General features: G+C 55.9%; 19 protein-coding genes. 12 read left to right on the forward strand and 7 right to left on the reverse strand.

All coding sequences use genetic code 11. The features are described 5' to 3' along the window. Positions 1–72: 72 nt before the first annotated feature. From aceB to aceK, 3 genes are all read left to right on the forward strand, one after another. Entirely contained in the window at positions 73–1,674 is a 1,602-nt protein-coding gene (gene aceB, locus AM379_RS09265; RefSeq protein ID WP_106503628.1) for a malate synthase A, read from the forward strand. A 31-nt stretch (positions 1,675–1,705) separates the two neighbouring features. Next, on the forward strand, positions 1,706–3,010 hold the full coding sequence (gene aceA / locus AM379_RS09270) for an isocitrate lyase (RefSeq protein WP_020882864.1): 1,305 nt from the start codon (positions 1,706–1,708) through the stop codon (positions 3,008–3,010). An 88-nt stretch (positions 3,011–3,098) separates the two neighbouring features. Further along, positions 3,099–4,826, forward strand: a complete 1,728-nt coding sequence (gene aceK / locus AM379_RS09275; RefSeq protein WP_106503629.1) for a bifunctional isocitrate dehydrogenase kinase/phosphatase — start codon at positions 3,099–3,101, stop codon at positions 4,824–4,826. A 43-nt stretch (positions 4,827–4,869) separates the two neighbouring features. Here aceK and iclR read toward each other — a convergent pair whose 3' ends face one another. After that, on the reverse strand, positions 4,870–5,697 hold the full coding sequence (iclR, locus tag AM379_RS09280; protein ID WP_020882862.1) for a glyoxylate bypass operon transcriptional repressor IclR: 828 nt from the start codon (positions 5,695–5,697) through the stop codon (positions 4,870–4,872). 194 nt (positions 5,698–5,891) lie between these two features. On the opposite strand from iclR, the gene metH reads away from it, so the two are divergent. The 3 genes from metH (at position 5,892) to rluF (ending at position 12,325) form a co-directional block, all read left to right on the forward strand. Beyond that, positions 5,892–9,575 (forward strand): methionine synthase, encoded by a 3,684-nt coding sequence (gene metH, locus AM379_RS09285; protein WP_106503630.1) that lies wholly within the window; start codon positions 5,892–5,894, stop codon positions 9,573–9,575. A gap of 114 nt (positions 9,576–9,689) precedes the next feature. Further along, on the forward strand, positions 9,690–11,321 hold the full coding sequence (locus AM379_RS09290) for a Na/Pi cotransporter family protein (RefSeq protein WP_020882860.1): 1,632 nt from the start codon (positions 9,690–9,692) through the stop codon (positions 11,319–11,321). A 134-nt stretch (positions 11,322–11,455) separates the two neighbouring features. Next, positions 11,456–12,325, forward strand: a complete 870-nt coding sequence (gene rluF / locus AM379_RS09295; protein WP_025206405.1) for a 23S rRNA pseudouridine(2604) synthase RluF — start codon at positions 11,456–11,458, stop codon at positions 12,323–12,325. Here rluF and AM379_RS09300 read toward each other — a convergent pair whose 3' ends face one another. From AM379_RS09300 to lysC, 3 genes are all read right to left on the reverse strand, one after another. Next, positions 12,326–12,598 carry a DUF3811 domain-containing protein gene (locus AM379_RS09300; protein WP_014168182.1) on the reverse strand — a complete coding sequence of 91 codons (273 nt, stop codon included), beginning with the start codon at positions 12,596–12,598 and terminating at the stop codon, positions 12,326–12,328. Positions 12,599–12,648: 50 nt separating this feature from the next. Further along, a complete protein-coding gene (gene panS, locus AM379_RS09305) occupies positions 12,649–13,593 on the reverse strand; it encodes a ketopantoate/pantoate/pantothenate transporter PanS (RefSeq protein WP_014168183.1) in 945 nt (314 codons plus the stop codon). 92 nt (positions 13,594–13,685) lie between these two features. Continuing rightward, entirely contained in the window at positions 13,686–15,035 is a 1,350-nt protein-coding gene (lysC, locus tag AM379_RS09310; RefSeq protein WP_014168184.1) for a lysine-sensitive aspartokinase 3, read from the reverse strand. A gap of 375 nt (positions 15,036–15,410) precedes the next feature. Here lysC and pgi point away from each other — a divergent pair, with 375 nt between their 5' ends. From pgi to AM379_RS09335, 5 genes are all read left to right on the forward strand, one after another. Beyond that, a complete protein-coding gene (gene pgi / locus AM379_RS09315) occupies positions 15,411–17,060 on the forward strand; it encodes a glucose-6-phosphate isomerase (protein ID WP_020882856.1) in 1,650 nt (549 codons plus the stop codon). Between the two features lie 367 nt (positions 17,061–17,427). Continuing rightward, the gene (yjbE, locus tag AM379_RS09320; RefSeq protein WP_014168186.1) at positions 17,428–17,670 is read left to right on the forward strand and encodes an exopolysaccharide production protein YjbE; all 243 of its coding nucleotides are present in this window, start codon (positions 17,428–17,430) and stop codon (positions 17,668–17,670) included. 118 nt (positions 17,671–17,788) lie between these two features. Beyond that, positions 17,789–18,427, forward strand: coding sequence for a YjbF family lipoprotein (locus tag AM379_RS09325; RefSeq protein ID WP_025206403.1), 639 nt, complete (start codon positions 17,789–17,791; stop codon positions 18,425–18,427). Next, complete coding sequence (locus AM379_RS09330) at positions 18,424–19,161, forward strand: capsule biosynthesis GfcC family protein (protein ID WP_106503631.1); 738 nt, start codon at positions 18,424–18,426, stop codon at positions 19,159–19,161. Before AM379_RS09325 ends, AM379_RS09330 begins: the two co-directional genes overlap by 4 nt. Further along, positions 19,161–21,257: a YjbH domain-containing protein gene (locus AM379_RS09335; RefSeq protein WP_014168189.1), complete on the forward strand. Its 2,097-nt coding sequence runs from the start codon at positions 19,161–19,163 to the stop codon at positions 21,255–21,257. The genes AM379_RS09330 and AM379_RS09335 overlap by 1 nt, the downstream gene beginning before the upstream one ends. A 38-nt stretch (positions 21,258–21,295) precedes the next feature. Here AM379_RS09335 and AM379_RS09340 read toward each other — a convergent pair whose 3' ends face one another. Continuing rightward, a complete protein-coding gene (locus AM379_RS09340) occupies positions 21,296–21,751 on the reverse strand; it encodes an acyltransferase (RefSeq protein ID WP_020882853.1) in 456 nt (151 codons plus the stop codon). Positions 21,752–21,759: 8 nt separating this feature from the next. Continuing rightward, positions 21,760–22,275: a GNAT family N-acetyltransferase gene (locus AM379_RS09345; RefSeq protein ID WP_106503632.1), complete on the reverse strand. Its 516-nt coding sequence runs from the start codon at positions 22,273–22,275 to the stop codon at positions 21,760–21,762. A gap of 129 nt (positions 22,276–22,404) precedes the next feature. On the opposite strand from AM379_RS09345, the gene psiE reads away from it, so the two are divergent. Beyond that, positions 22,405–22,815, forward strand: coding sequence for a phosphate-starvation-inducible protein PsiE (gene psiE, locus AM379_RS09350; RefSeq protein ID WP_020882851.1), 411 nt, complete (start codon positions 22,405–22,407; stop codon positions 22,813–22,815). A gap of 96 nt (positions 22,816–22,911) precedes the next feature. On the opposite strand, the gene malG is transcribed toward psiE, so the two are convergent. Continuing rightward, complete coding sequence (malG, locus tag AM379_RS09355) at positions 22,912–23,802, reverse strand: maltose ABC transporter permease MalG (RefSeq protein WP_106503633.1); 891 nt, start codon at positions 23,800–23,802, stop codon at positions 22,912–22,914. Positions 23,803–23,806 lie beyond the last annotated feature (4 nt).

Genomic DNA, 23,806 nt, shown 5'->3' on the forward strand with positions numbered 1-23,806 from the left:
AGCGAAAACTACACAACGATCTTTCGTTCGCATCGGGGGCGTGATTTTGGATCTTTGATGAGGAGCAGAGTAATGACTCAACAGGCAACGACGGTCGATGAACTGGCCTTTACCCAGCCGCATGGCGAGCAAGAACAGCAAATTTTGACAGCAGACGCTGTCGAATTCCTGACCGAACTGGTGACCCGCTTTACGCCAACGCGCAATAAGCTGCTGGCGGCACGCATTCATCAGCAGCAGGAAATTGATGATGGCAAGTTGCCTGGGTTTATTTCGGAAACCGCTTCCATTCGCCGTGGTGAGTGGAAAATCCGCGGCATTCCGGATGATTTACAGGATCGGCGCGTCGAAATCACCGGCCCGGTGGAGCGCAAAATGGTGATCAACGCCATGAACGCGAACGTAAAAGTCTTTATGGCGGATTTTGAGGACTCACTGGCGCCGGACTGGCATAAGGTCATCGACGGGCAAATCAATCTGCGCGATGCCGTGAATGGCACCATCAGCTATACCAACGAAGCCGGCAAAATCTATCAACTGAAACCCAATCCGGCGGTTCTGATCTGTCGCGTACGTGGACTGCATCTGCCTGAAAAGCATGTCACCTGGCGTGGCGAAGCCATTCCGGGCAGTCTGTTTGACTTCTCCCTCTATTTCTTCCACAACCACAAGAATCTGCTGGCAAAAGGCAGCGGCCCCTATTTCTATCTGCCGAAAACACAGGCCTGGCAGGAAGCGGCCTGGTGGAGTGAAGTGTTTAGCTTCACGGAAGATCGTTTCAACCTGCCGCGTGGCACCATTAAAGCCACCCTGCTGATTGAAACGCTGCCTGCCGTGTTCCAGATGAACGAAATTCTGCATGCGCTGCGCGATCATATTGTTGGGCTGAACTGTGGACGCTGGGATTACATCTTCAGCTACATCAAAACCCTGAAAAATCATCCCGATCGTGTACTGCCGGATCGCCAGGTTGTCACCATGGATAAACCGTTCCTGAGTGCCTACTCACGCCTGTTGATTAAGACCTGCCACAAGCGTGGGGCCTTTGCGATGGGGGGAATGGCGGCATTTATCCCAAGCAAAGACGCTGAACGTAACAATCAGGTGCTCAACAAGGTGAAAGCCGATAAAGAGCTTGAAGCACGAAATGGCCATGACGGAACGTGGATCGCGCATCCGGGTCTGGCGGATACGGCAATGGACGTCTTCAACCGCGTACTCGGTGAGAACAAAAACCAGCTGTTTGTGACGCGTGATGAGGATGCCCCAACGGCTGAAGAACACCTGCTGGCACCGTGTGCGGGCGAGCGTACGGAAGAGGGCATGCGCGCCAATATCCGCGTAGCCGTCCAGTACATTGAAGCGTGGATCTCCGGTAACGGCTGCGTGCCGATATACGGCCTGATGGAAGATGCCGCTACCGCCGAAATCTCTCGCACCTCAATCTGGCAGTGGATCCACCATCAAAAAACGCTCAGCAACGGCAAGCCGGTGACCAAATCCCTGTTCCGTCAGATGCTGGCCGAAGAGATGCGGGTGATCCAGGACGAACTGGGTGAACACCGCTTCAGCAGCGGACGTTTTGATGACGCCGCACGCCTGATGGAGCAAATCACCACATCCGATGACTTAATCGACTTCCTGACCCTGCCGGGCTACCGCTTCCTGGCGTAATTCACCCCACAACAATATGGAGCATCTGCACATGAAAACCCGTACCCAACAAATCGAAGAATTGAAGAAAGAGTGGACCCAACCTCGCTGGGAAGGCATCCGCCGCCCGTATAGCGCGGAAGAGGTGGTGAAATTGCGTGGCTCGGTCAATCCGGAATGTACCCTGGCGCAGCGCGGCGCGGCGAAAATGTGGGATCTGCTGCACGGCGGTGCCAAAAAAGGTTACATCAATAGCCTCGGCGCGCTGACTGGCGGCCAGGCCCTGCAGCAAGCGAAAGCCGGCATCGAAGCCATCTATCTTTCCGGCTGGCAGGTTGCGGCGGACGCCAACCTGGCCTCCAGCATGTATCCGGATCAGTCGCTCTATCCGGCAAACTCGGTACCAACCGTGGTGGATCGGATCAACAACACCTTCCGCCGTGCGGATCAGATCCAGTGGGCGGCAGGCATTGAGCCAAACGATCCGCGTTTTATTGACTATTTCCTGCCAATCGTCGCGGATGCGGAAGCGGGATTCGGCGGCGTGCTGAACGCCTTTGAGCTGATGAAATCGATGATTGAGGCCGGTGCAGCGGCCGTTCACTTCGAAGACCAGCTGGCGTCAGTGAAGAAATGCGGACACATGGGCGGGAAAGTCCTTGTCCCAACCCAGGAAGCGATTCAGAAGCTGGTTGCGGCGCGTCTGGCGGCTGACGTGCTCGGCGTACCCACGCTGGTGATTGCCCGTACCGATGCGGATGCGGCTGACCTGATTACTTCTGACTGCGATCCTTACGACAGCGAGTTCATTACCGGTGAACGCACCAGCGAAGGGTTCTATCGTACCCATGCTGGCATTGAACAGGCGATCAGCCGTGGGCTGGCATATGCACCGTATGCGGACCTGGTCTGGTGCGAAACCTCCACGCCGGACCTGGCGCTGGCAAAACGCTTTGCCGATGCTATCCACGCCAAATATCCGGGCAAACTGCTGGCCTATAACTGCTCGCCGTCCTTCAACTGGCAGAAGAAACTGGATGATAAAACCATCGCCAGCTTCCAGCAGCAGCTGTCCGACATGGGCTACAAATATCAGTTCATCACGCTGGCTGGCATTCACAGCATGTGGTTCAACATGTTCGACCTGGCGCATGCCTACGCGCAGGGTGAAGGCATGAAGCATTACGTTGAGAAGGTGCAGCAGCCGGAATTTGCTGCCGGTAAAGAGGGCTATACCTTCGTTTCGCATCAGCAGGAGGTCGGGACCGGTTACTTCGATAACGTGACCACTATCATCCAGGGGGGCACCTCCTCCGTCACCGCCTTAACGGGATCGACGGAAGAAGCCCAGTTCTGAGCCGTGTAACGCCCGGTGGCACGCTACCGGGCTTGTGAACATACTCCCTCTCCCGTCGGGAGGGGGCCGGGGTGAGGGAGCATGAACAATGTCGCGTGGTCTGGAATTACTGATTGCCCAAACTATTCTGCAGGGCTTCGATGCCCAGTACGGACGTTTCCTGGAAGTCACATCCGGCGCGCAGCAGCGTTTTGAGCACGCCGACTGGCATGCGGTTCAGCAGGCCATGAAGCAGCGAATCCACCTTTACGACCACCATGTGGGTCTGGTGGTGGAGCAGTTGCGCTGCATTACCGACGGCAAAATCCCTGACGCGGAGTTTTTACTGCGCGTGAAGGAGCATTACACCCATCTGTTACCTGATTACCCGCGCTTCGAGATTGCGGAGAGCTTTTTCAACTCCGTCTATTGCCGGTTATTTGACCACCGCTCATTATCTCCTGAGCGGTTATTTATCTTTAGCTCTCAGCCGGAACGCCGCTTTCGCACTATTCCGCGTCCGCTGGCGAAGGATTTCTTTCCCGATCGTGGCTGGGAAAAACTCCTGTATCGCGTATTAACGGATTTGCCGCTGCGTTTGCCCTGGGAGAATAAAACCCGTGATATCGGCTATATCTCTGCGCATCTCAAGGAGACCTTCGGCGAAGAGGTGCTCGGGCAAAGCCATTTGCAGGTTGCCAATGAGCTTTTTTACCGTAATAAGGCCGCCTGGCTGGTCGGTAAACTGATGACACCGTCGGCCATTGTACCGTTTCTGTTACCCATCCATCGTACCGATGACGGTGAACTGTTTGTTGATACCTGCCTGACAACCAGCGCCGAGGCCAGTATTGTCTTTGGTTTCGCCCGCTCCTACTTTATGGTGTATGCCCCGCTGCCTGCTGCTCTGGTGGAGTGGTTGCGCGAGATTCTGCCGGGGAAAACCACCGCCGAGCTGTACATGGCCATTGGCTGTCAGAAACACGCCAAGACGGAAAGCTATCGGGAATATCTGCGCTATGTCACCACGGCAGATGAGCAATTTATCGAAGCCCCCGGTATTCGTGGCATGGTGATGCTGGTCTTTACCCTGCCGGGTTTTGATCGGGTGTTTAAGGTCATCAAAGATACGTTCGCGCCGCAGAAGGAGATGACCGCTGCTCACGTCCGCGCCTGCTACCAGCTGGTTAAAGAGCACGATCGCGTCGGGCGAATGGCGGACACCCAGGAGTTCGAGAACTTTGTGCTGGATAAGCAGCAGATCGATCCGGCATTAATGGCGTTATTACTGCAGGAAGCGCCGGCGAAAATCACCGATCTGGGCGACAAAATTGCCATCAGCCATCTCTATATCGAACGCCGCATGATCCCACTCAATATCTGGCTGGAGCAGTCCGAAGGTCAGGCACTGCGTGATGCCATTGAAGAATACGGCAACGCTATCCGTCAGCTTGCCGCCGCGAATATCTTCCCGGGCGACATGCTGTTTAAAAACTTCGGGGTCACCCGTCACGGGCGGGTGGTGTTCTACGATTATGATGAAATTTGCTATATGACTGAGGTGAATTTCCGCGATATACCGCAGCCCCGCTATCCGGAAGATGAACTGTCCGGCGAGCCGTGGTACAGCATCTCACCGGGAGATGTCTTTCCTGAGGAATTTCGTCACTGGCTGTGCGCTGACCCGCGCATCAGGCCACTGTTTGAAGAGATGCATGATGACCTGTTCCGCGCCAGCTACTGGCGGGGCCTGCAGACGCGCATCAAGAATGGGCATGTGGAAGATGTGTATGCCTATCGCCGCAAACAACGGTTTTGCATCCGGTATGCGGTGTAATGCCCCCTCTCCCGACGGGAGAGGGATTCAGGTGCACCTGATGTTATCGAATCCCGCCATACGCCAGCGTGACCTCTTTCGCCGCCTTAATCACCAGCGCACCTAACTCCGTGACGCGGTCATCGGTCATACGGGAAATCGGTCCGGAGATCGAAATGGCGGCAAACGGCTCACGGTGCTCGTCAAAGATACAGGCCGCAATGCAGCGCAGGCCTAACGCATGCTCCTCGTCATCAAACGAATAGCCGCGCTTGCGGGTCAGGGCCAGATCTTCTTTCAGGTGTACCGGTGAAACCAGCGTGGCGTGGGTGTAGGCGTGCAGCCCTTTACGGTGCAGCAGCCCGGTGACCTGCTCTTCGCTGAGCTGCGACAGAAACGCTTTCCCCGCCCCGGAGGCATGCATCGGCAGCTTGCCGCCAATCGGTGCCGACATACGCATTAGCTGGGTGCACTGTACCTGGTCGATGATAATGGCCTGATGGTCGCTCTGGTCGAGCACGGCCAGGTTTACCGTCTCGCCGGAATCTTCCATCAGTTTACGCAGAATGGGGTGCACAATCGCCAGCAGGTTGCGGCTCTGCAGGAAGCTGCTGCCGACGATAAACGCATGTGCGCCCACCGCCCAGTGTCCCAGTTCGCCCACCTGGCGCACAAAGCCCAGCTGCTGCATCGTGGTCAACAGTCGATGGGTCGTTGAGTTCGGCAGGCCAGCCTGCTGTGCCAGCTCTGTCAGGGCCACGCTGCTGTGCGACTCGGCTATCCATTCCAGCAGCTTCAAACCGCGCGTGAGCGATTGAACCTGTCCGCCCTGAGAGGCGGCGGTGGTGGCAGCAGGTTTTCTGCCGCGTTTAGCGGGAACGGTCGTGACCATGACGAACTCCTTTTTCTGTATCGTGGAAATCATTTTCGTTTTATTTGGTGATTTTGCAACCGTTATCCTGACTGATCGGATGAGTGATAGTGAACATGTCTCATGTTACCGCTGTGTGACTTTTACACCCTGCGAGATTGTGCCAGTATGGACTGCTGGCCTTTTGGCCTGGTTGAGCGTTGTCGGGAGCAAGTGTGAGCAGCAAAGTAGAGCAACTGCGTGCGCAGTTAAATAAACGAATTCTGGTGCTGGACGGCGGCATGGGTACCATGATCCAGAGCTATCGTCTGAGTGAAGACGATTTCCGCGGCGAGCGTTTCGCCGACTGGCCATGCGACCTCAAAGGTAACAACGACCTTCTGGTGCTCAGCAAACCACAGGTCATTTCGGCGATCCACAACGCGTATTTCGAGGCGGGTGCGGATATTGTCGAAACCAACACCTTTAACTCGACAACCATCGCCATGGCGGATTACCAGATGGAATCCCTGTCGGCGGAGATAAACCTTGCCGCGGCAAAGCTGGCCCGCGCCTGCGCTGATGAATGGACAGCCCGTACGCCGGACAAACCGCGCTACGTGGCCGGGGTGCTTGGCCCGACCAACCGTACCGCGTCGATTTCACCCGATGTGAACGACCCGGCCTTTCGTAACATCAGCTTTGATCAGCTGGTGGCGGCGTATCGTGAATCGACCAAAGCGCTGGTGGAAGGCGGTTCCGATCTGATCCTGATTGAAACGGTATTCGACACCCTCAATGCCAAAGCCGCGATTTACGCGGTGAAAGAGGAGTTCGAGGCGCTGGGCGTCGACCTGCCGATCATGATTTCCGGTACCATCACCGACGCCTCTGGTCGTACCCTCTCCGGCCAGACCACAGAAGCTTTTTACAACTCCCTGCGTCACGCTGAAGCGCTCTCCTTCGGCCTGAACTGCGCGCTGGGTCCCGATGAGCTGCGCCAGTATGTGCAGGAACTTTCGCGCATCGCTGAATGCTATGTCACCGCACACCCGAACGCCGGCCTGCCGAACGCCTTTGGTGAATACGATCTGGATGCAGACACCATGGCGGCGCAAATCCGCGAATGGGCCGAATCCGGTTTTCTGAATATCGTCGGTGGTTGCTGCGGTACCACGCCAGAGCATATTGCCGCGATGAGCAATGCGGTGGCGGGTCTGCCGCCGCGTCAACTGCCTACGCTGCCGGTTGCCTGCCGGTTGGCCGGCCTGGAGCCGTTGACCATCGGTGACGACAGCCTGTTTGTGAACGTCGGGGAGCGTACCAACGTGACCGGTTCGGCGAAATTCAAACGGCTGATTAAAGAAGAGAAGTACAGTGGAGCGCTGGACGTGGCCCGCCAGCAGGTTGAGAGCGGCGCCCAGATCATCGACATCAATATGGATGAGGGAATGCTCGACGCCGAAGCGGCGATGGTGCGCTTCCTCAACCTGATTGCCGGTGAGCCGGACATTGCCCGGGTGCCGATCATGATTGACTCCTCTAAGTGGGAAGTCATCGAGAAAGGGCTGAAGTGTATTCAGGGTAAAGGCATTGTTAACTCCATCTCGATGAAAGAAGGCGTTGATACCTTTATCCACCACGCGAAGATGGTGCGCCGTTATGGTGCCGCCGTGGTGGTGATGGCCTTCGATGAAATGGGCCAGGCCGATACCCGTGCGCGCAAAATTGAGATTTGTCGCCGCGCATACAAAATTCTGACCGAAGAGGTGGGTTTCCCGCCGGAAGACATCATCTTCGATCCGAACATTTTCGCGGTTGCCACCGGTATTGAAGAGCACAATAACTACGCGCAGGACTTTATTGGCGCGTGTGAAGACATCAAACGCGAGCTGCCGCATGCGCTGATCTCCGGCGGCGTATCGAACGTGTCATTCTCCTTCCGCGGTAACGATCCGGTGCGTGAAGCTATCCACGCCGTGTTCCTCTATTACGCTATCCGTAACGGTATGGACATGGGGATCGTTAACGCCGGACAGCTGGCCATTTACGACGACCTGCCGGCAGAATTGCGCGATGCCGTAGAAGACGTGATCCTCAACCGGCGTGATGACGCCACCGAGCGCATGCTGGATCTGGCCGAGAAATACCGTGGCAGTAAATCCGATGCATCGGTAAACATTCAGCAGGCGGAGTGGCGTGCCTGGGACGTGAAAAAACGTCTGGAATACTCACTCGTTAAGGGAATTACCGAGTTTATTGAACAGGACACCGAAGAAGCACGACAGCAATCGACGCGCCCGATTGAAGTGATCGAAGGGCCGCTGATGGACGGCATGAACGTGGTCGGCGATCTGTTTGGCGAAGGCAAAATGTTCCTGCCGCAGGTGGTGAAATCCGCACGCGTCATGAAGCAGGCGGTGGCCTATCTCGAACCCTTTATCGAAGCCAGCAAAGAGAAAGGCTCCAGCAACGGTAAAATGGTGATCGCCACCGTGAAGGGCGACGTGCATGACATCGGTAAGAACATTGTGGGCGTCGTACTGCAGTGTAATAACTACGAGATTATCGATCTTGGCGTGATGGTGCCGGCGGATAAAATCCTCAAAACCGCGCGCGAAGTGAATGCTGACCTGATTGGACTTTCCGGGCTGATTACCCCGTCGCTGGACGAGATGGTCAACGTGGCGAAAGAGATGGAGCGTCAGGGCTTTACCATTCCACTGCTGATTGGCGGGGCGACAACGTCCAAAGCGCACACGGCGGTGAAAATCGAGCAGAACTACAGTGGCCCGACGGTTTATGTGCAAAACGCCTCGCGTACCGTGGGCGTCGTGTCGGCATTGTTGTCTGCCACCCAGCGCGATGATTTTGTCGAGCGTACCCGCAAAGAGTACGAGACCGTGCGTATTCAGCATGGACGTAAGAAACCGCGGACGCCGCCGGTGACACTCCAGGCCGCACGCGATAACGATCTGGCGTTTGACTGGGCCAGCTATACGCCCCCTGTGGCGCATCGTCTGGGCGTTCAGGACGTCACTGCCAGCATCGAGACGCTGCGTAACTACATCGACTGGACACCGTTCTTCATGACCTGGTCACTGGCGGGTAAATATCCCCGCATCCTTGAAGATGAGGTGGTCGGGGAAGAAGCCAAACGCTTGTTCAACGACGCCAACGAAATGCTTGACCAGTTGAGTGCGCAGAAAAGCCTCACCCCGCGCGGCGTGGTGGGCCTGTTCCCGGCGAACCGTGTGGGCGATGACATCGAAATTTATCGCGACGAGACCCGCACGCACGTGCTGGCAGTAAGTCGCCATCTGCGCCAGCAAACCGAGAAAGTGGGCTTTGCTAACTACTGCCTGGCCGATTTCGTTGCACCGAAGCTTTCCGGGAAAGCGGATTATATCGGGGCGTTTGCCGTGACCGGGGGTCTTGAGGAAGATGCGCTGGCGGAGGCGTTCGACGCGCAGCACGATGATTACAATAAAATCATGGTGAAAGCGATTGCCGATCGTCTGGCGGAAGCCTTCGCAGAGTACCTCCACGAGCGCGTGCGCAAGGTTCACTGGGGCTACGCGGCCAATGAGAACCTCAGCAACGAGGAGCTGATCCGCGAAAACTACCAGGGGATTCGTCCGGCTCCGGGCTATCCAGCCTGCCCGGAACACACCGAAAAGGGCACTATCTGGACATTGCTGGATGTAGAAGCCCATACCGGCATGAAGCTCACCGAGTCTTTCGCCATGTGGCCTGGGGCATCGGTGTCCGGCTGGTATTTCAGCCATCCCGACAGCAAATACTTCGCCGTCGCGCAGCTGCAGCGCGATCAGATTGAAGATTACGCCCTGCGCAAAGGCATGAGTGTCTCAGAGGTTGAACGCTGGCTGGCACCCAATTTAGGCTACGACGCTGACTAACGTCACTTTTCCTTACAACAAACAGGGCGCTCATTGGGCGCCCTGTCTCTTTCTTACGTTTAAACCCTTATACTGAATCATAAAAACGTAGAACGATAAGGAGGAGAACCTTCCGTGCTGACCCTGTTACACTTGCTTTCCGCAGTAGCACTGCTGGTATGGGGCACGCATATTGTCCGTACCGGCGTTATGCGCGTCTTTGGCGCGCGCTTACGCACCGTTCTCAGCAGCAGCGTTGAGAAGAAGCCGCTCGCCTTCTGCGCGGGCATCGGCGTGACGGCACTGGTGCAGAGCAGTAATGCGACGACCCTGCTCGTGACCTCGTTTGTGGCGCAGGATCTGGTGGCGCTGGCACCCGCGCTGGTCATTGTGCTGGGCGCTGACGTGGGGACCGCGCTGATGGCGCGTATCCTGACCTTCGATCTCTCCTGGCTGTCGCCGCTGCTGATTTTTATCGGTGTCATCTTCTTCCTTGGCCGTAAGCAGACGCGTGCAGGACAGCTTGGCCGCGTGGGGATTGGCCTTGGGTTGATCCTGCTGGCGCTGGAGCTGATTGTGCAGGCGGTGACCCCCATCACCGAGGCCAACGGCGTTCAGGTCATCTTTGCCTCGCTGACCGGGGACATCATGCTGGATGCGTTGATCGGCGCGGTATTTGCCATCGTCAGTTACTCCAGCCTGGCCGCTGTGCTGCTGACGGCGACGTTAACCGCCGCGGGGGCGATCTCTTTCCCGGTCGCGCTGTGTCTGGTGATCGGGGCCAACCTTGGCTCTGGCCTGCTGGCGATGCTCAATAACAGCGCCGCAAACGCTGCTGCCCGGCGCGTGGCGCTCGGAAGCCTGCTGTTTAAGCTGGTGGGTAGCCTGATTATTCTGCCGTTTGTCTATCCACTGGCCAACCTGATGGACAATCTCCCGTTACCGAAGGCTGAGCTGGTTATCTATTTCCACGTGTTTTACAACCTGGTGCGTTGCCTGGCGATGGTGCCTTTTGCTGAACCCATGGCCCGCTTCTGCGAACGGCTTATTCGGGATGAACCGGAGCTGGATGCGCGTCTGAAACCTAAGCATCTGGACACCTCCGCGCTGGATACCCCGGCGCTGGCGCTGGCTAATGCCGCGCGCGAGACGCTGCGCATGGGCGATGCCATGGAAACGATGCTTGAAGGGCTGCAAAAGGTCATGCACGGAGAGCCGCGAGAAGAGAAAGAGCTGCGCAGGCTGGCGGACGATATCAACGTGCTCTATACCGCCATCAAGCTCTACCTGGCGCGTATTCCGCAGGATGAACTGGCAGAGGAAGAGTCCCGCCGCTGGGCGGAAATCATCGAAATGTCGCTTAACCTCGAGCAGGCCTCGGATATCGTTGAGCGTATGGGAAGTGAAATTGCTGACAAATCCCTTGCCGCGCGCCGCGCCTTCTCGGTTGAAGGCCTGAAGGAGCTGGAGGCGCTGCACGAGCAGTTGCTGAGCAACCTGAAGCTGGCGATGCTGGTCTTCTTCTCCAGCGACGTACCGAGCGCACGCCGCTTGCGTCGTAACAAACATCGCTTCCGTATCCTCAACCGGCGCTACTCGCACGCCCACGTTGAACGACTGCACCAGCAGAACGTCCAGAGCATTGAAACCAGCTCCCTGCACCTGGGGTTGCTGGGGGATATGAAGCGTCTCAACTCGTTATTTTGCGCGGTCGCTTATAGCGTCATGGAGCAGCCGGATGAAGACGACGATCGAGATGAATATTAATCTCTGAAAGCGCCTTTATAAGGTGGTTAACCTGAAAACCAGCAGGTTTACGCCGGGCATGATGCCCGGTAACCGTCGGCTAATCTTTTTACCAGCCCAAACCTAAGGTATATTTCGCCTTTACAGGAGAAACTATGCTGCCAACTCAATCAACACGATTAAACAAATACATTAGCGAGAGCGGGATCTGCTCACGTCGCGAGGCGGACCGTTACATTGAACAGGGTAACGTGTTCCTCAACGGCAAACGCGCCACCATCGGTGATCAGGTCGTCCCCGGTGACGTGGTCAAAGTGAATGGTCAGCTCATTGAACCGCGTGATGCGGAAGACCTGGTATTTATCGCGTTGAATAAGCCGGTTGGCATCGTCAGTACCACGGAAGACGGCGAGCGGGACAACATTGTTGATTTCGTTAATCACAGCAGCCGTATCTTCCCGATTGGCCGCCTTGATAAAGACTCACAGGGGCTGATTTTCCTGACCAACCACGGCGATCTGGTGAACAAAATTCTGCGTGCCGGTAACGACCACGAGAAAGAGTACATCGTTACGGTCAATAAGCCGGTCACGGACGACTTTATCCGCGGTATGGGCGCAGGTGTGCCGATTCTGGGGACCGTCACGAAGAAGTGCAAGGTGAAGAAAGAGGCGCCATTTGCTTTCCGCATTACCCTTGTGCAGGGCTTAAACCGTCAGATCCGCCGGATGTGCGAGCACTTCGGTTATGACGTGGTGAAGCTCGAACGTACGCGCATTATGAACGTGAGTCTGTCCGGTATTCCACTGGGCGAGTGGCGTGATTTAACGGATGACGAACTGATTGAGCTGTTCAGGCTCATCGAGAATTCATCGTCTGAAGCGAAGCCAAAAACGAAAGCCAAACCGAAAACCCAGGCCATTAAGCGCCCGGTGGTGAAAGCGCCGCCATCGGAAGAGAAAAGCCGCGGCAAACCTGCGGGCAAACGCTTCGTCCAGCCGGGGCGTAAAAAGAAAGGGCGCTAATTAGCGCCTTCCACGGGGTGAGGTATTGGCTGACCAGGAAAAGGTCGCTTCTTTATCGGGTTTATAAGCCTGCTCTTTTTTCAGCTTGCGGGCTTGTTTCGCCTCAGTTTCACGCTGAGCCATCAATTTATCGATGTACTCTTTTTTAACCTGATTGGTTTCGGCGTTAGTCAGCGTGCGGCCATGGGCGATACGAGCGCGGTCGAGGAGCGTTTTCAGTTCGCGCTGCTCAGCTTCCGTCATGTCTTTCTGGGTCAAACGTGGTGTAGCCATTGCTGAAGCCTCCTGAAGGGGAGGCTCCAGTGTAAAGCAAGCGAAGGAAATTAACCCTGTTTCACTGCATCTTTTTTCGCGGGCTCATTAATGGGTTTGCCTGACCAGTAGCCTGCCAGCAGCGAGCCGGACAGATTATGCCAGACGGAGAACAGCGCACCCGGCAGGGCCGCCAGCGGCGAGAAGTAGATCTTGCCCAGTGCTGCGGCCAGCCCCGAGTTTTGCATCCCCACTTCGATTGCCAGCGTACGACAGGTGGATTCGTCGAAACCAAACAGCTTCCCGCCCCAGTAACCGCCCAAAAGACCAAGGGTGTTATGCAACACCACCGCGATGATCACCACAAAGCCCACTGAGGCAATGTGCGAGGCGGAGCCGGCAACCACGGCGCTGATGATGGCCAGAATACAGACCATCGAGAAGGCAGGCAGGTACGGTTCAACGGCTTTGACCACGCGCGGGAACAGATGGTGAATCACCAGGCCCAGCGCAATCGGGATCACCACAATCTGCAGAATACTGAGCAGCATCCCCATGACGTCTACCTGAATCTGCGCATCCACATACAGACGCGTTAACAGCGGCGTGGCAATCACGCCCACCAGCGTTGAAACGGAAGAGATGGTCACCGAGAGCGCCACATCACCTTTTGCCAGGTAAATCATCACATTGGATGCCGTGCCGCTGGCCACGCTGCCGACCAGCACCATACCGGCGGATAAATCTGGCGGCATTTTAAAGGCCATGGCCAGCAGCCAGGCCGCAAGCGGCATGACCAGATAGTGCAGGAAAATCCCTGCCGCTACGGGGGCCGGGCGCGACAGAACGCGTTTGAAGTCGTCAATTTTCAGGTGTACGCCCATGCCGAGCATAATCAGCATCAGCAGCGTCGTGACCCACGGGCCAATGCCCGTAAAGTGGGTGGGAGTGTAATACGCGAGTACGGAAAGCAGCAGTGCCCACAACGGGAACAGCCGGGTGATGGCGGATAACATAGATAGTCCTTGCAGTATTGTCGTGTTGTTTAGTTATAAAAAAGCCGGGTCTGTGCCCGGCTTATAGGTATTGTTTATCGTGCTAACGAATTTTATTCAAACAAATTCTGATGAAGTTTTTGCACGACCTGCTCGGCCTGATCGGCTGGCACCAGGAAGCAGAGGTTGTAGCTGGAGGCGCCGTAGCAAATCATACGAATGCTGAACGGGTCGAGTACGCCGAAGACCTCTTTGCCCACGCCGCAGGCACGCGACAGCTTGTTGCCGATGATGGCAACCAGCGCCAGATCTTCTTCCACTTCCACGCGGCACAACTCAGAGAGTTCGATCAGCAACGACTGCGTCAGCAGGGTGTCGCCGGTTGACGTGGAGCCAGTAGTGTCCAGCGTCAGCGCGATGCTCACTTCGGATGTGGTGATCAAATCCACGGAGATATTATGGCGCGCGAGGATGCCAAACACTTCCGCCAGGAAACCGCGAGAATGCAGCATATTGTGGCTGTGCAGCGTCACCAGCGTCTGGCGGCGGCGCAGGGCCAGCGCTCGGAACAATGGCGGGTTTTCGGTTTTCTTGCACACCAGCGTACCGCCTGCTTTGGGATCCTTACTGGAGCCAACGAAGACCGGGATATCGCTGCGCACGGCCGGCAACAGCGTCGCCGGGTGCAATACTTTCGCGCCGAAGGTGGCCATTTCTGCCGCCTCTTCAAACGCGATCACATCAATGCGTTTCGCCGCAGAGACCACGCGCGGGTCGGTGGTGTAAATACCCGGCACGTCAGTCCAGATATCCACACGGGTGGCATGCAGCGCTTCGCCGAGCAGGGCTGCCGTATAGTCACTGCCGCCGCGGCCAAGCGTTGTTGTACGGCCTTTGGCTTCGCTACCGATAAAGCCCTGAGTGATCACCATCCCTTCTGCCAGGCGCGGAGCCAGCTGCTGCTGGGTCAGTTCGGCCAGCATTTCAACATCCGGCTCGGCACGGCCAAAGCGATCGCTGGTGCGCATGACTTTACGCACGTCAAACCATTGAGCATGGACGTTACGCTCGCGGAGGATCTCCACGAACAGCAGCGTGGACATCAGCTCGCCGTGGCTGACCAGTTCATCGGTCAGCGCGGTGGAGGTCGCCAGAGAGGCGGCTTCAGCCAGGGTAGTGATATTTTCCAGCAGGCGTTCCACTTCCTCACGGATCACGTTCGGATTCTGCAGACGTTCAAGGATGTTGAACTGAATTTTGCGCAGTGCGTCCAGCTTAACGAAACGTTCGGTTGCTTCCAGTCCTTCAGACAGAGAAACCAGCAGGTTCGTCACGCCAGCAGAGGCGGAAAGCACCACCAGGCGGGTATTCGGATCGGCCAGCACCACATCGGCGCTGCGGTTCATGGCATCGTAATCGGCCACACTGGTGCCGCCAAATTTGGCGACCACAAAACTCGTCATAACAACCTCGTGTCAGGGAATGAATAAAGCGACCTTGGCACAAGAATGAAACGAGAACAGGTGCAGGCGCAAAATACGGCCCTATAAATAAAATGTGGGGGAGGTCCTGTCAATGCTGGGATTATGCGGATTTTTTATGGGGGGGTACCCCTCAGTAACAGGACTTATAACAGGGCCATATTTTATGCTCCTTTTTACCGCCTTTTGACCGACATTTCGCCGCCCCTGAAGGGCGTTTCAGCAGCTATACTTTTCGGGTCTTTTCACCTGTGTTTGATGCAGGCCAGGGCAATGGCATAAAAACCATCACAATTTTTATTTGCAGGCGCTACAATCGACCGCAGTCACAATTCTCAAATCAGAAGAGTATTGCTAATGAAAAACATCAACCCAACGCAGACCGCTGCCTGGCAGGCACTACAGAAACATTATGATGAAATGAAAGACGTCACCATCGCGGACCTGTTCGCGAAAGATGCCGATCGTTTCAATAAGTTCTCCGCGACCTTCGATGACCTGATGCTGGTGGATTTCTCCAAAAACCGCATTACCGAAGAAACGCTGGCGAAGCTGCAGGATCTGGCGAAAGAGACTGAGCTGGCCGACGCCATCAAATCCATGTTCTCCGGTGAGAAGATCAACCGCACCGAAGACCGTGCCGTGCTGCACGTGGCGCTGCGTAACCGTAGCAATACTCCGATTATCGTTGACGGCAAAGATGTGATGCCGGAAGTGAACGCGGTGCTGGAAAAGATGAAAGCTTTCTCTGAAGCGATCATCTCCGGAAGCTGGAAAGGCTACACCGGCAAACCGATTACGGATGTCGTTAACATCGGTATCGGCGGGTCTGACCTCGGCCCATTCATGGTCACCGAAGCGCTGCGCCCATACAAAAACCACCTCAACATGCACTTTGTTTCTAACGTCGATGGTACCCACATCGCCGAGGTGCTGAAGAACGTGAATCCGGAAACGACCCTGTTCCTGGTCGCGTCTAAAACCTTCACCACTCAGGAAACCATGACCAACGCCCACAGCGCGCGCGACTGGTTCCTGAAAACCGCAGGCGACAACAAGCACGTGGCGAAACACTTCGCCGCGCTGTCGACCAACGGGAAAGCCGTTAGCGAGTTCGGTATCGACACCGCGAACATGTTCGAGTTCTGGGACTGGGTGGGCGGTCGTTACTCTCTGTGGTCCGCTATCGGCCTGTCGATCATCCTCTCCGTCGGCTTCGACAACTTTGTTGAGCTGCTCTCCGGCGCGCATGCGATGGATAAACACTTCTCCACCACCGCACCTGAGAAAAACCTGCCTGTGCTGCTGGCGCTGATTGGTATCTGGTACAACAACTTCTTCGGGGCTGAAACCGAAGCGATTCTGCCATACGACCAGTACATGCACCGTTTTGCGGCCTACTTCCAGCAGGGCAACATGGAATCCAACGGTAAATACGTTGACCGTAACGGTAACGCAGTGGATTACCAGACTGGCCCGATCATCTGGGGCGAGCCAGGCACTAACGGCCAGCATGCGTTCTATCAGCTGATCCACCAGGGCACCAAAATGGTTCCGTGCGATTTCATCGCCCCGGCCATTACCCATAACCCGCTGTCAGACCACCATCCGAAGCTGCTGTCTAACTTCTTCGCACAGACTGAAGCGCTGGCGTTCGGTAAGTCTCGTGACGTGGTTGAGCAGGAATACCGCGACCAGGGTAAAGATCCGGCCACGCTGGACCACGTTGTGCCGTTCAAAGTGTTCGAAGGCAACCGTCCAACCAACTCCATCCTGCTGCGCGAAATTACGCCGTTCAGCCTGGGTGCGCTGATTGCCCTGTACGAGCATAAGATCTTCACTCAGGGCGCTATCCTGAACATCTTCACCTTTGACCAGTGGGGCGTTGAGCTGGGTAAACAGCTGGCAAACCGTATCCTGCCTGAACTGGGTGACGATAACGCGATTAACAGCCACGACAGCTCCACAAATGGTCTGATCAACCGTTATAAAGCATGGCGCGCGTAATTAAAGTGTCATGAAAAAGTGCCGGCGAAATGCCGGCATTTTTTTATCGGATAATTCCTGATGTCTGTTATTAAACTCAAATTCCGGCAGTGAGTTTAATCTGAAAATAGTCGTTAACCTGTTAATTGCTGCGGTTTATTTTAGGAAAATACGGATAATTACCATCACGAGTTCTAATTCTATTTCATTGATTTATATAAGTTATATTATTATCTAATCGTCCTTTTGTTTCCATTTTATCCAATTGTCCGAAAACCCTTCTTCTATTTACCCCTACGGCAAACCCTCACCTTTAGTTGTGTATACTCGAATCCGCCTGAAATTCTTTTTGGGCAAATCTCCATTCATTAAATGAAGGGAAATTCTTATGAAGAAAGTACTGTATGGCATTTTCGCCATATCTGCGCTTGCGGCGACATCTGTTAATGCGGCTCCGGTTCAGGTCGGAGAAGCGGCAGGTTCGGCTGCGACGTCTGCGTCTGCGGGGATTTCTACCGCGTCCAGCGCCAGCACCGTAAGTTCAGCCGTGGGTGTCGCCCTGGCGGCAACCGGTGGCGGTGATGGCTCCAATACCGGAACCACGACCACCACGACCACCAGCACCCAGTAATAACGGGTGTTTTAATCATAACCACACTTCGGTGTGGTTATTCTGGCTTTTCAGTAGCCTTCGGGACCTGTAGACCGGGTAAGCGCAGCATCACCCGGCAATAATGCGGAGAAGAGTCGTGAAGCGACCTGGGATCATCCTGATTTGTCTGCTTTTGCAGGCGTGCTCGGCCACCACCAAAGGGCTGGGCCATTCACTGTGGGAAAGCATGTTCGGTACGCCGGGCGTGCATCTGACCGATGACGAACTTCAGAACATGCCCTATGCCAGTCAGTACATGCAGCTCAACGATGGCCCGCAGCTGTTTGTGGTGCTCGCTTTCGATGAAAACGGGCAGCAGAAATGGGTGACGCAGGATCAGGCCACCATCGTAACGCAGCATAGCCGTATCGTGAAAACCCTGCTCGGGGGCGACAACCTACTTGAAGTCAACAATCTCGCCGCCGATCCGCTGAACAAGCCGAACCAGATAACCGACGGGGCAAGCTGGACCCGCACGATGGGCTGGACCGAACACAAGCAGGTTCGCTATGCCACCGCCCGCTCCACCTTCCGCTGGGATGGCACGGACAGCGTCAATGTGGGCAGCGACGAAACCCGGGTTCGCGTGCTGGATGAAGAGGTCACTACCGATCAGGCAACCTGGCATAACCGCTTCTGGGTGGACGATGACGGCCAGATACGCCAGTCGTTACAGTATCTTGGTGCCGGATTCTTCCCGGTCAAAACCACGCTGATCAAGGCCGCGAAATCATGAAAACACTTATTCGCGTTGCGCTGATCGCAAGCTTTGCTACGCCGCTCGCATGGTCTGCCGGGACGGTGAAAGTCTATACGCAGGACAATACGAAGCCTAAAACATTGACCAACGCCGGACACTTAATCGATCTCGTCGGCCAGCCAAGGCTGGCGAACAGCTGGTGGCCGGGTGCGGTCATCAGTGAACGACAGGCGACGGTGGTGGCGGAGCAACAACATAACGCGCTGCTCGCCAGGCTAACAGGGCTGGCGGAGCAGGAAGAGGGTGACGACGCGGCGGCCATTAACAGCCTTTGCCAGCAGCTTAAGGCGCTAAAGGTCACCGGACGATTGCCGGTCAATCTCGATCCGGACCACGTTCGCGTCGCGGAAACGGCTAACCCGTCACTGGAAGGTGAGTACACGCTCTGGCTACCTGTTCAGCCTTCTACCATTACCGTGTTCGGGCTTGTCAGCAGTCCGGGTGACAAGCCGTTTATGCCGGGTCGCGATGTGGCGAGCTATCTCGATGAACAAAATTTGTTGAGCGGTGCGGATAAGAGCTACGCATGGGTGGTGTACCCGGACGGCCAAACGCAAAAAGCACCGGTAGCCTACTGGAATAAACGCCATATCGAACCGATGCCAGGCAGCGTCATTTTTGTCGGTTTTGCCGACCATTTCTGGACGAAGGCATATGACGGACTGAACGCCGATATCCTTCACTCCCTGAAACAGCGGATACCGGAATAATGAAAAGAACCTATCTCTATAGCATGCTGGCGTTGTGCGTGAGTGCCGCCTGCCATGCAGAAACGTATCCGGCACCCATTGGCCCGTCTCAGTCAGACTTCGGCGGCGTCGGTTTACTGCAAACGCCTACCGCGCGCATGGCGCGGGAAGGGGAAATCAGCCTCAACTACCGTGATAACGATCAGTATCGCTACTACTCCGCCGCTGTGCAGCTGTTTCCGTGGCTCGAAACCACGCTGCGCTACACTGATGTGCGCACCAAACGGTACAGCAGCGTCGAGTCCTTCTCCGGCGATCAGACCTACAAAGATAAAGCGTTCGACGTGAAGCTGCGTCTGTGGGAAGAGAGTTACTGGATGCCGCAGGTCTCTGTTGGCGCACGGGATATCGGCGGTACCGGTCTGTTTGATGCGGAATACGTGGTGGCCAGCAAAGCCTGGGGACCGTTTGATTTCTCACTCGGTCTCGGCTGGGGGTATCTGGGCACCAGCGGCAACGTGAAAAACCCGTTCTGCTCCTACAGCGACAAATATTGCTATCGCGATAACAGCTATCAGAAAGCGGGCTCCATCAACGGCGACCAGATGTTCCACGGCCCGGCCTCGCTGTTTGGCGGCGTAGAGTACCAGACGCCCTGGCAGCCGCTGCGCCTGAAGCTGGAATACGAAGGGAATGATTATTCACAGGATTTCGCCGGCAAGATTGAGCAGAAGAGCAAATTTAACGTCGGTGCCATTTACCGTGTGGCTGACTGGGCTGACGTTAACCTCAGCTATGAGCGTGGCAATACCGTGATGTTTGGCGTGACGCTGCGTACCAACTTTAACGATATGCGGCCACACTACAACGACAACGCGCGCCCTGCCTACCAGCCGGAGCCGCAGGATGCCATTCTGCAGCACTCCGTCGTGGCGAACCAGCTGACCCTGCTGAAATACAACGCCGGACTGGCGGATCCGAAGATTCAGGTGAAAGGCGATACGCTGTACGTGACCGGCGAGCAGGTGAAATACCGCGACTCGCGGGAAGGGATCGAACGCGCCAACCGGATCATCATGAACGATCTGCCGGACGGTATCAGCACGATCCGCGTGACCGAAAACCGTCTGAACATGCCGCAGGTCACGACGGAAACGGATGTCGCCAGCCTTAAGCGCCATCTGGAAGGCGAACCGCTTGGGCATGAAACCGAGCTGGTGCAAAAACGCGTTGAGCCAGTGGTGCCAGACACCACCGAGCAGGGCTGGTATATCGATAAGTCGCGCTTTGATTTCCATATCGATCCGGTGCTGAACCAGTCTGTTGGTGGGCCAGAAAACTTCTACATGTATCAGCTGGGCGTCATGGCGACGGCGGATCTGTGGGTCACCGACCACCTGCTGACCACCGGCAGCCTGTTCGGTAACCTTGCCAACAACTACGACAAGTTCAACTATACCAACCCGCCGAACGACTCGAAGCTGCCGCGCGTGCGTACTCGCGTACGTGAATATGTGCAGAACGACGCTTACGTAAACAACCTGCAGGCCAACTACTTCCAGTACTTTGGTAACGGTTTCTACGGCCAGGTTTACGGCGGTTATCTGGAAACGATGTTTGGCGGCGCGGGGGCTGAAGTGCTCTACCGTCCGGTAGACAGCAACTGGGCGTTTGGTCTTGATGCCAACTACGTGAAACAGCGTGACTGGCGCAGCGCGCAGGACATGATGAAGTTCACCGACTACAGCGTTAAAACCGGCCACCTGACGGCCTACTGGACGCCTTCGTTTGCCCCGGATGTACTGGTGAAAGCCAGCGTTGGTCAGTATCTGGCGGGGGATAAAGGCGGCACGCTGGATATCTCTAAACACTTCGACAGCGGTGTGGTGGTCGGTGGCTATGCCACGATCACTAACGTCTCGCCGGACGAGTACGGGGAAGGGGACTTCACCAAAGGCGTGTACGTCTCCATTCCGCTGGATCTGTTCTCGTCAGGCCCAACCCGCAGCCGTGCGGCAATTGGCTGGACGCCGCTGACGCGTGACGGTGGTCAGCAGCTGGGACGTAAATTCCAGCTGTACGACATGACCAGCGATAAGAACATCAACTTCAGATGATGCGTGAGTGCCCGGTAGCGTTACGCCTGCCGGGCACCTTACAAACGCCGCAACAGTCTCGCCGGGTTCCCGGCGTAAACCCCTTTCTCGGTGATGGACTTTGTCACCACGCTTCCCGCCCCAATCACCGCCCCATCACAAATTGAGACAGCCAGAATGGTGGCCCCGCTGCCGATTGAAACGTCGTTGCCCACGCGAATGTGTCCCCAGCTGCGCCGGTCGGCATTGGGTTTACCGTCGCGGAACATATCGTTGGCGAACATCACCCCATGGCCAATGAAACAGCGCTCACCGACGGTGACGTACTCGCAGATGAAGGTATGGGACTGAATTTTGCTGTCAGCACCGATGTGCGAGTTAGCCTGGATTTCAACAAACGGGCCGATAAAGACGTTATCGCCCAGCGAACACTCATAAAGATTCGCGGGTTCGTAAATGACGACGTTTTCGCCGCAGACAACATGACGAATAGCCGCCTGGCGTTGCTCTGGCATACATCTCCTTAGACTGGCATCGACATAATATGGAGGGTGCTGGTTTGCGCCGCAGTGACGAAGAGGGTGTCTTTGACATGTTTCAGCCCCTGCGCTTCGTAAAACCGGCGTGCGCGAGGGTTCTTTTCGAGGACTTCCAGCCACAGCAGATTTTCCGAACAGGCTTTTGCCTGGCGAATCACTTCCGCAAGGAGTTGCTCGCCGTAGCGGTGTCCCGTGGCATCCGGCAATAAATAGAGTTTATGCAGGAGCGTACCCGACAGCCCCTCGGGCTCGATGGTCTGCTGGGTTGAGAATTTTGCGAAACCGACTGGTGTCTGTGTGCTGGCAATGAGCCAGTAAGTGCCCGGCTGCAGCAGGCTGTCTGCTATCACCTCCGGCGCGTATTCCTGCTCAAGAAAGGCGGCAAGCTCTGTCTGGCTTTCCCATAGATGCCCAAAGTGATGCCGGTAGCTGGCATACCCCATTTCACTCAGCTGTTTTGCATCATCCACGGTGGCGCGTTGAATGGTTAATTTCATCATCCCTTCGTCGAAATAAGCGTGTCACAGTGCAACATGCCACAGCGCTGAACATAATATAAACAAAAAATATAGATCACCGTCACATTTTTGCGTTATACAGGAACCTCGCCCTGGAGAATGAGGTGCTCTATGACATCCCTGACTCGCCCGCGTGTTGAGTTTATCTCAACAATCCTCCAGACCGTGCTGAACCTCGGTCTGCTGAGCCTTGGCCTGATACTGGTCGTCTTTTTAGGCAAAGAGACGGTGCATCTGGCGGATGTGCTGTTCGCCCCTGAACAAACCAGCAAATATGAGCTGGTGGAAGGCCTGGTGGTCTACTTTCTCTACTTTGAATTTATCGCGCTGATTGTGAAGTATTTCCAGTCGGGCTTTCACTTCCCGCTACGCTATTTTGTTTACATCGGGATCACCGCGATTGTGCGGCTGATCATCGTGGATCATACCTCCCCGCTCGACGTACTGATCTATTCGGCGGCGATCCTGCTGCTGGTGATCACGCTCTGGCTGTGCAATTCGAAACGGCTGAAACGGGAATAAAAAAATGGCGGCCCGGAGGCCGCCTAACAACAGTCACAAGTTGGGTCAATACAATACGTCTAAAGTTGAGGGTTGCAGTGGCATAACAAATGAAACTTAACCTTTCACACCGCCCGCCGTCAGGCCATTCACCAGCCAGCGCTGCGCCAGCAGGAACACGACGGTGATAGGGATGGCGGAGAGTACAGCCGCCGCAGCAAAGTCGCCCCACAAATAGTTCTGCGGATTGAGGTATTGCTGCATACCGACGGCCAGCGTATAGCTGTTGACATCACGCAGTAACAGGGAAGCGACCGGCACTTCGGTGATGGCTGCGATAAACGACAGGATAAAGACCACCGCCAGGATCGGCACCGACAGCGGCAGAAGCACCAGACGGAATGCCTGCCACGGGGTCGCGCCATCCAGCGCCGCCGCTTCTTCCAGCGAGCCGTCGATGGTTTCGAAATACCCTTTGATGGTCCACACATGCAGCGCGATACCGCCAAGATAGGCGAAGATGACGCCACCGTGGGTGTTCAGGCCGATAAACGGCACATACTGGCCCAGTCGGTCAAACAAGGCATACAACGCCACCAGTGACAGTACCGCCGGGAACATCTGGAAAATCAGCATCCCTTTCAGCAGCGTGGCTTTACCCGGGAAACGCATACGGGCAAAGGCGTAAGCACAGGTCGTGGAGAGTGCGACAATACCAATCGCGGTAATCCCGGCAATTTTCACCGAGTTCCACAGCCATAACAGCACCGGGAACGGCGGTGGCGTGATGCGGCCATCCGCGTGTTCAACGCTGAAGCCCAGCGCTAACTTCCAGTGCTCCCAGGAGATTTCATCCGGGATCAGGCTCCCGGTCGCGAAGTTACCGGCACGCAGGGAAATGGCGATGACCATCAGCAGCGGGAACATGATTGCCGCGATAAAAATCAGCAGCCCTAAATGCGTCGCGAAGAGGCGCAGTTTCTGAGATTTGGGTTGGACCATAGACATATTC

This window comes from Enterobacter cloacae complex sp. FDA-CDC-AR_0132 (assembly GCF_003010695.1).
Lineage (GTDB): Bacteria > Pseudomonadota > Gammaproteobacteria > Enterobacterales > Enterobacteriaceae > Enterobacter > Enterobacter ludwigii.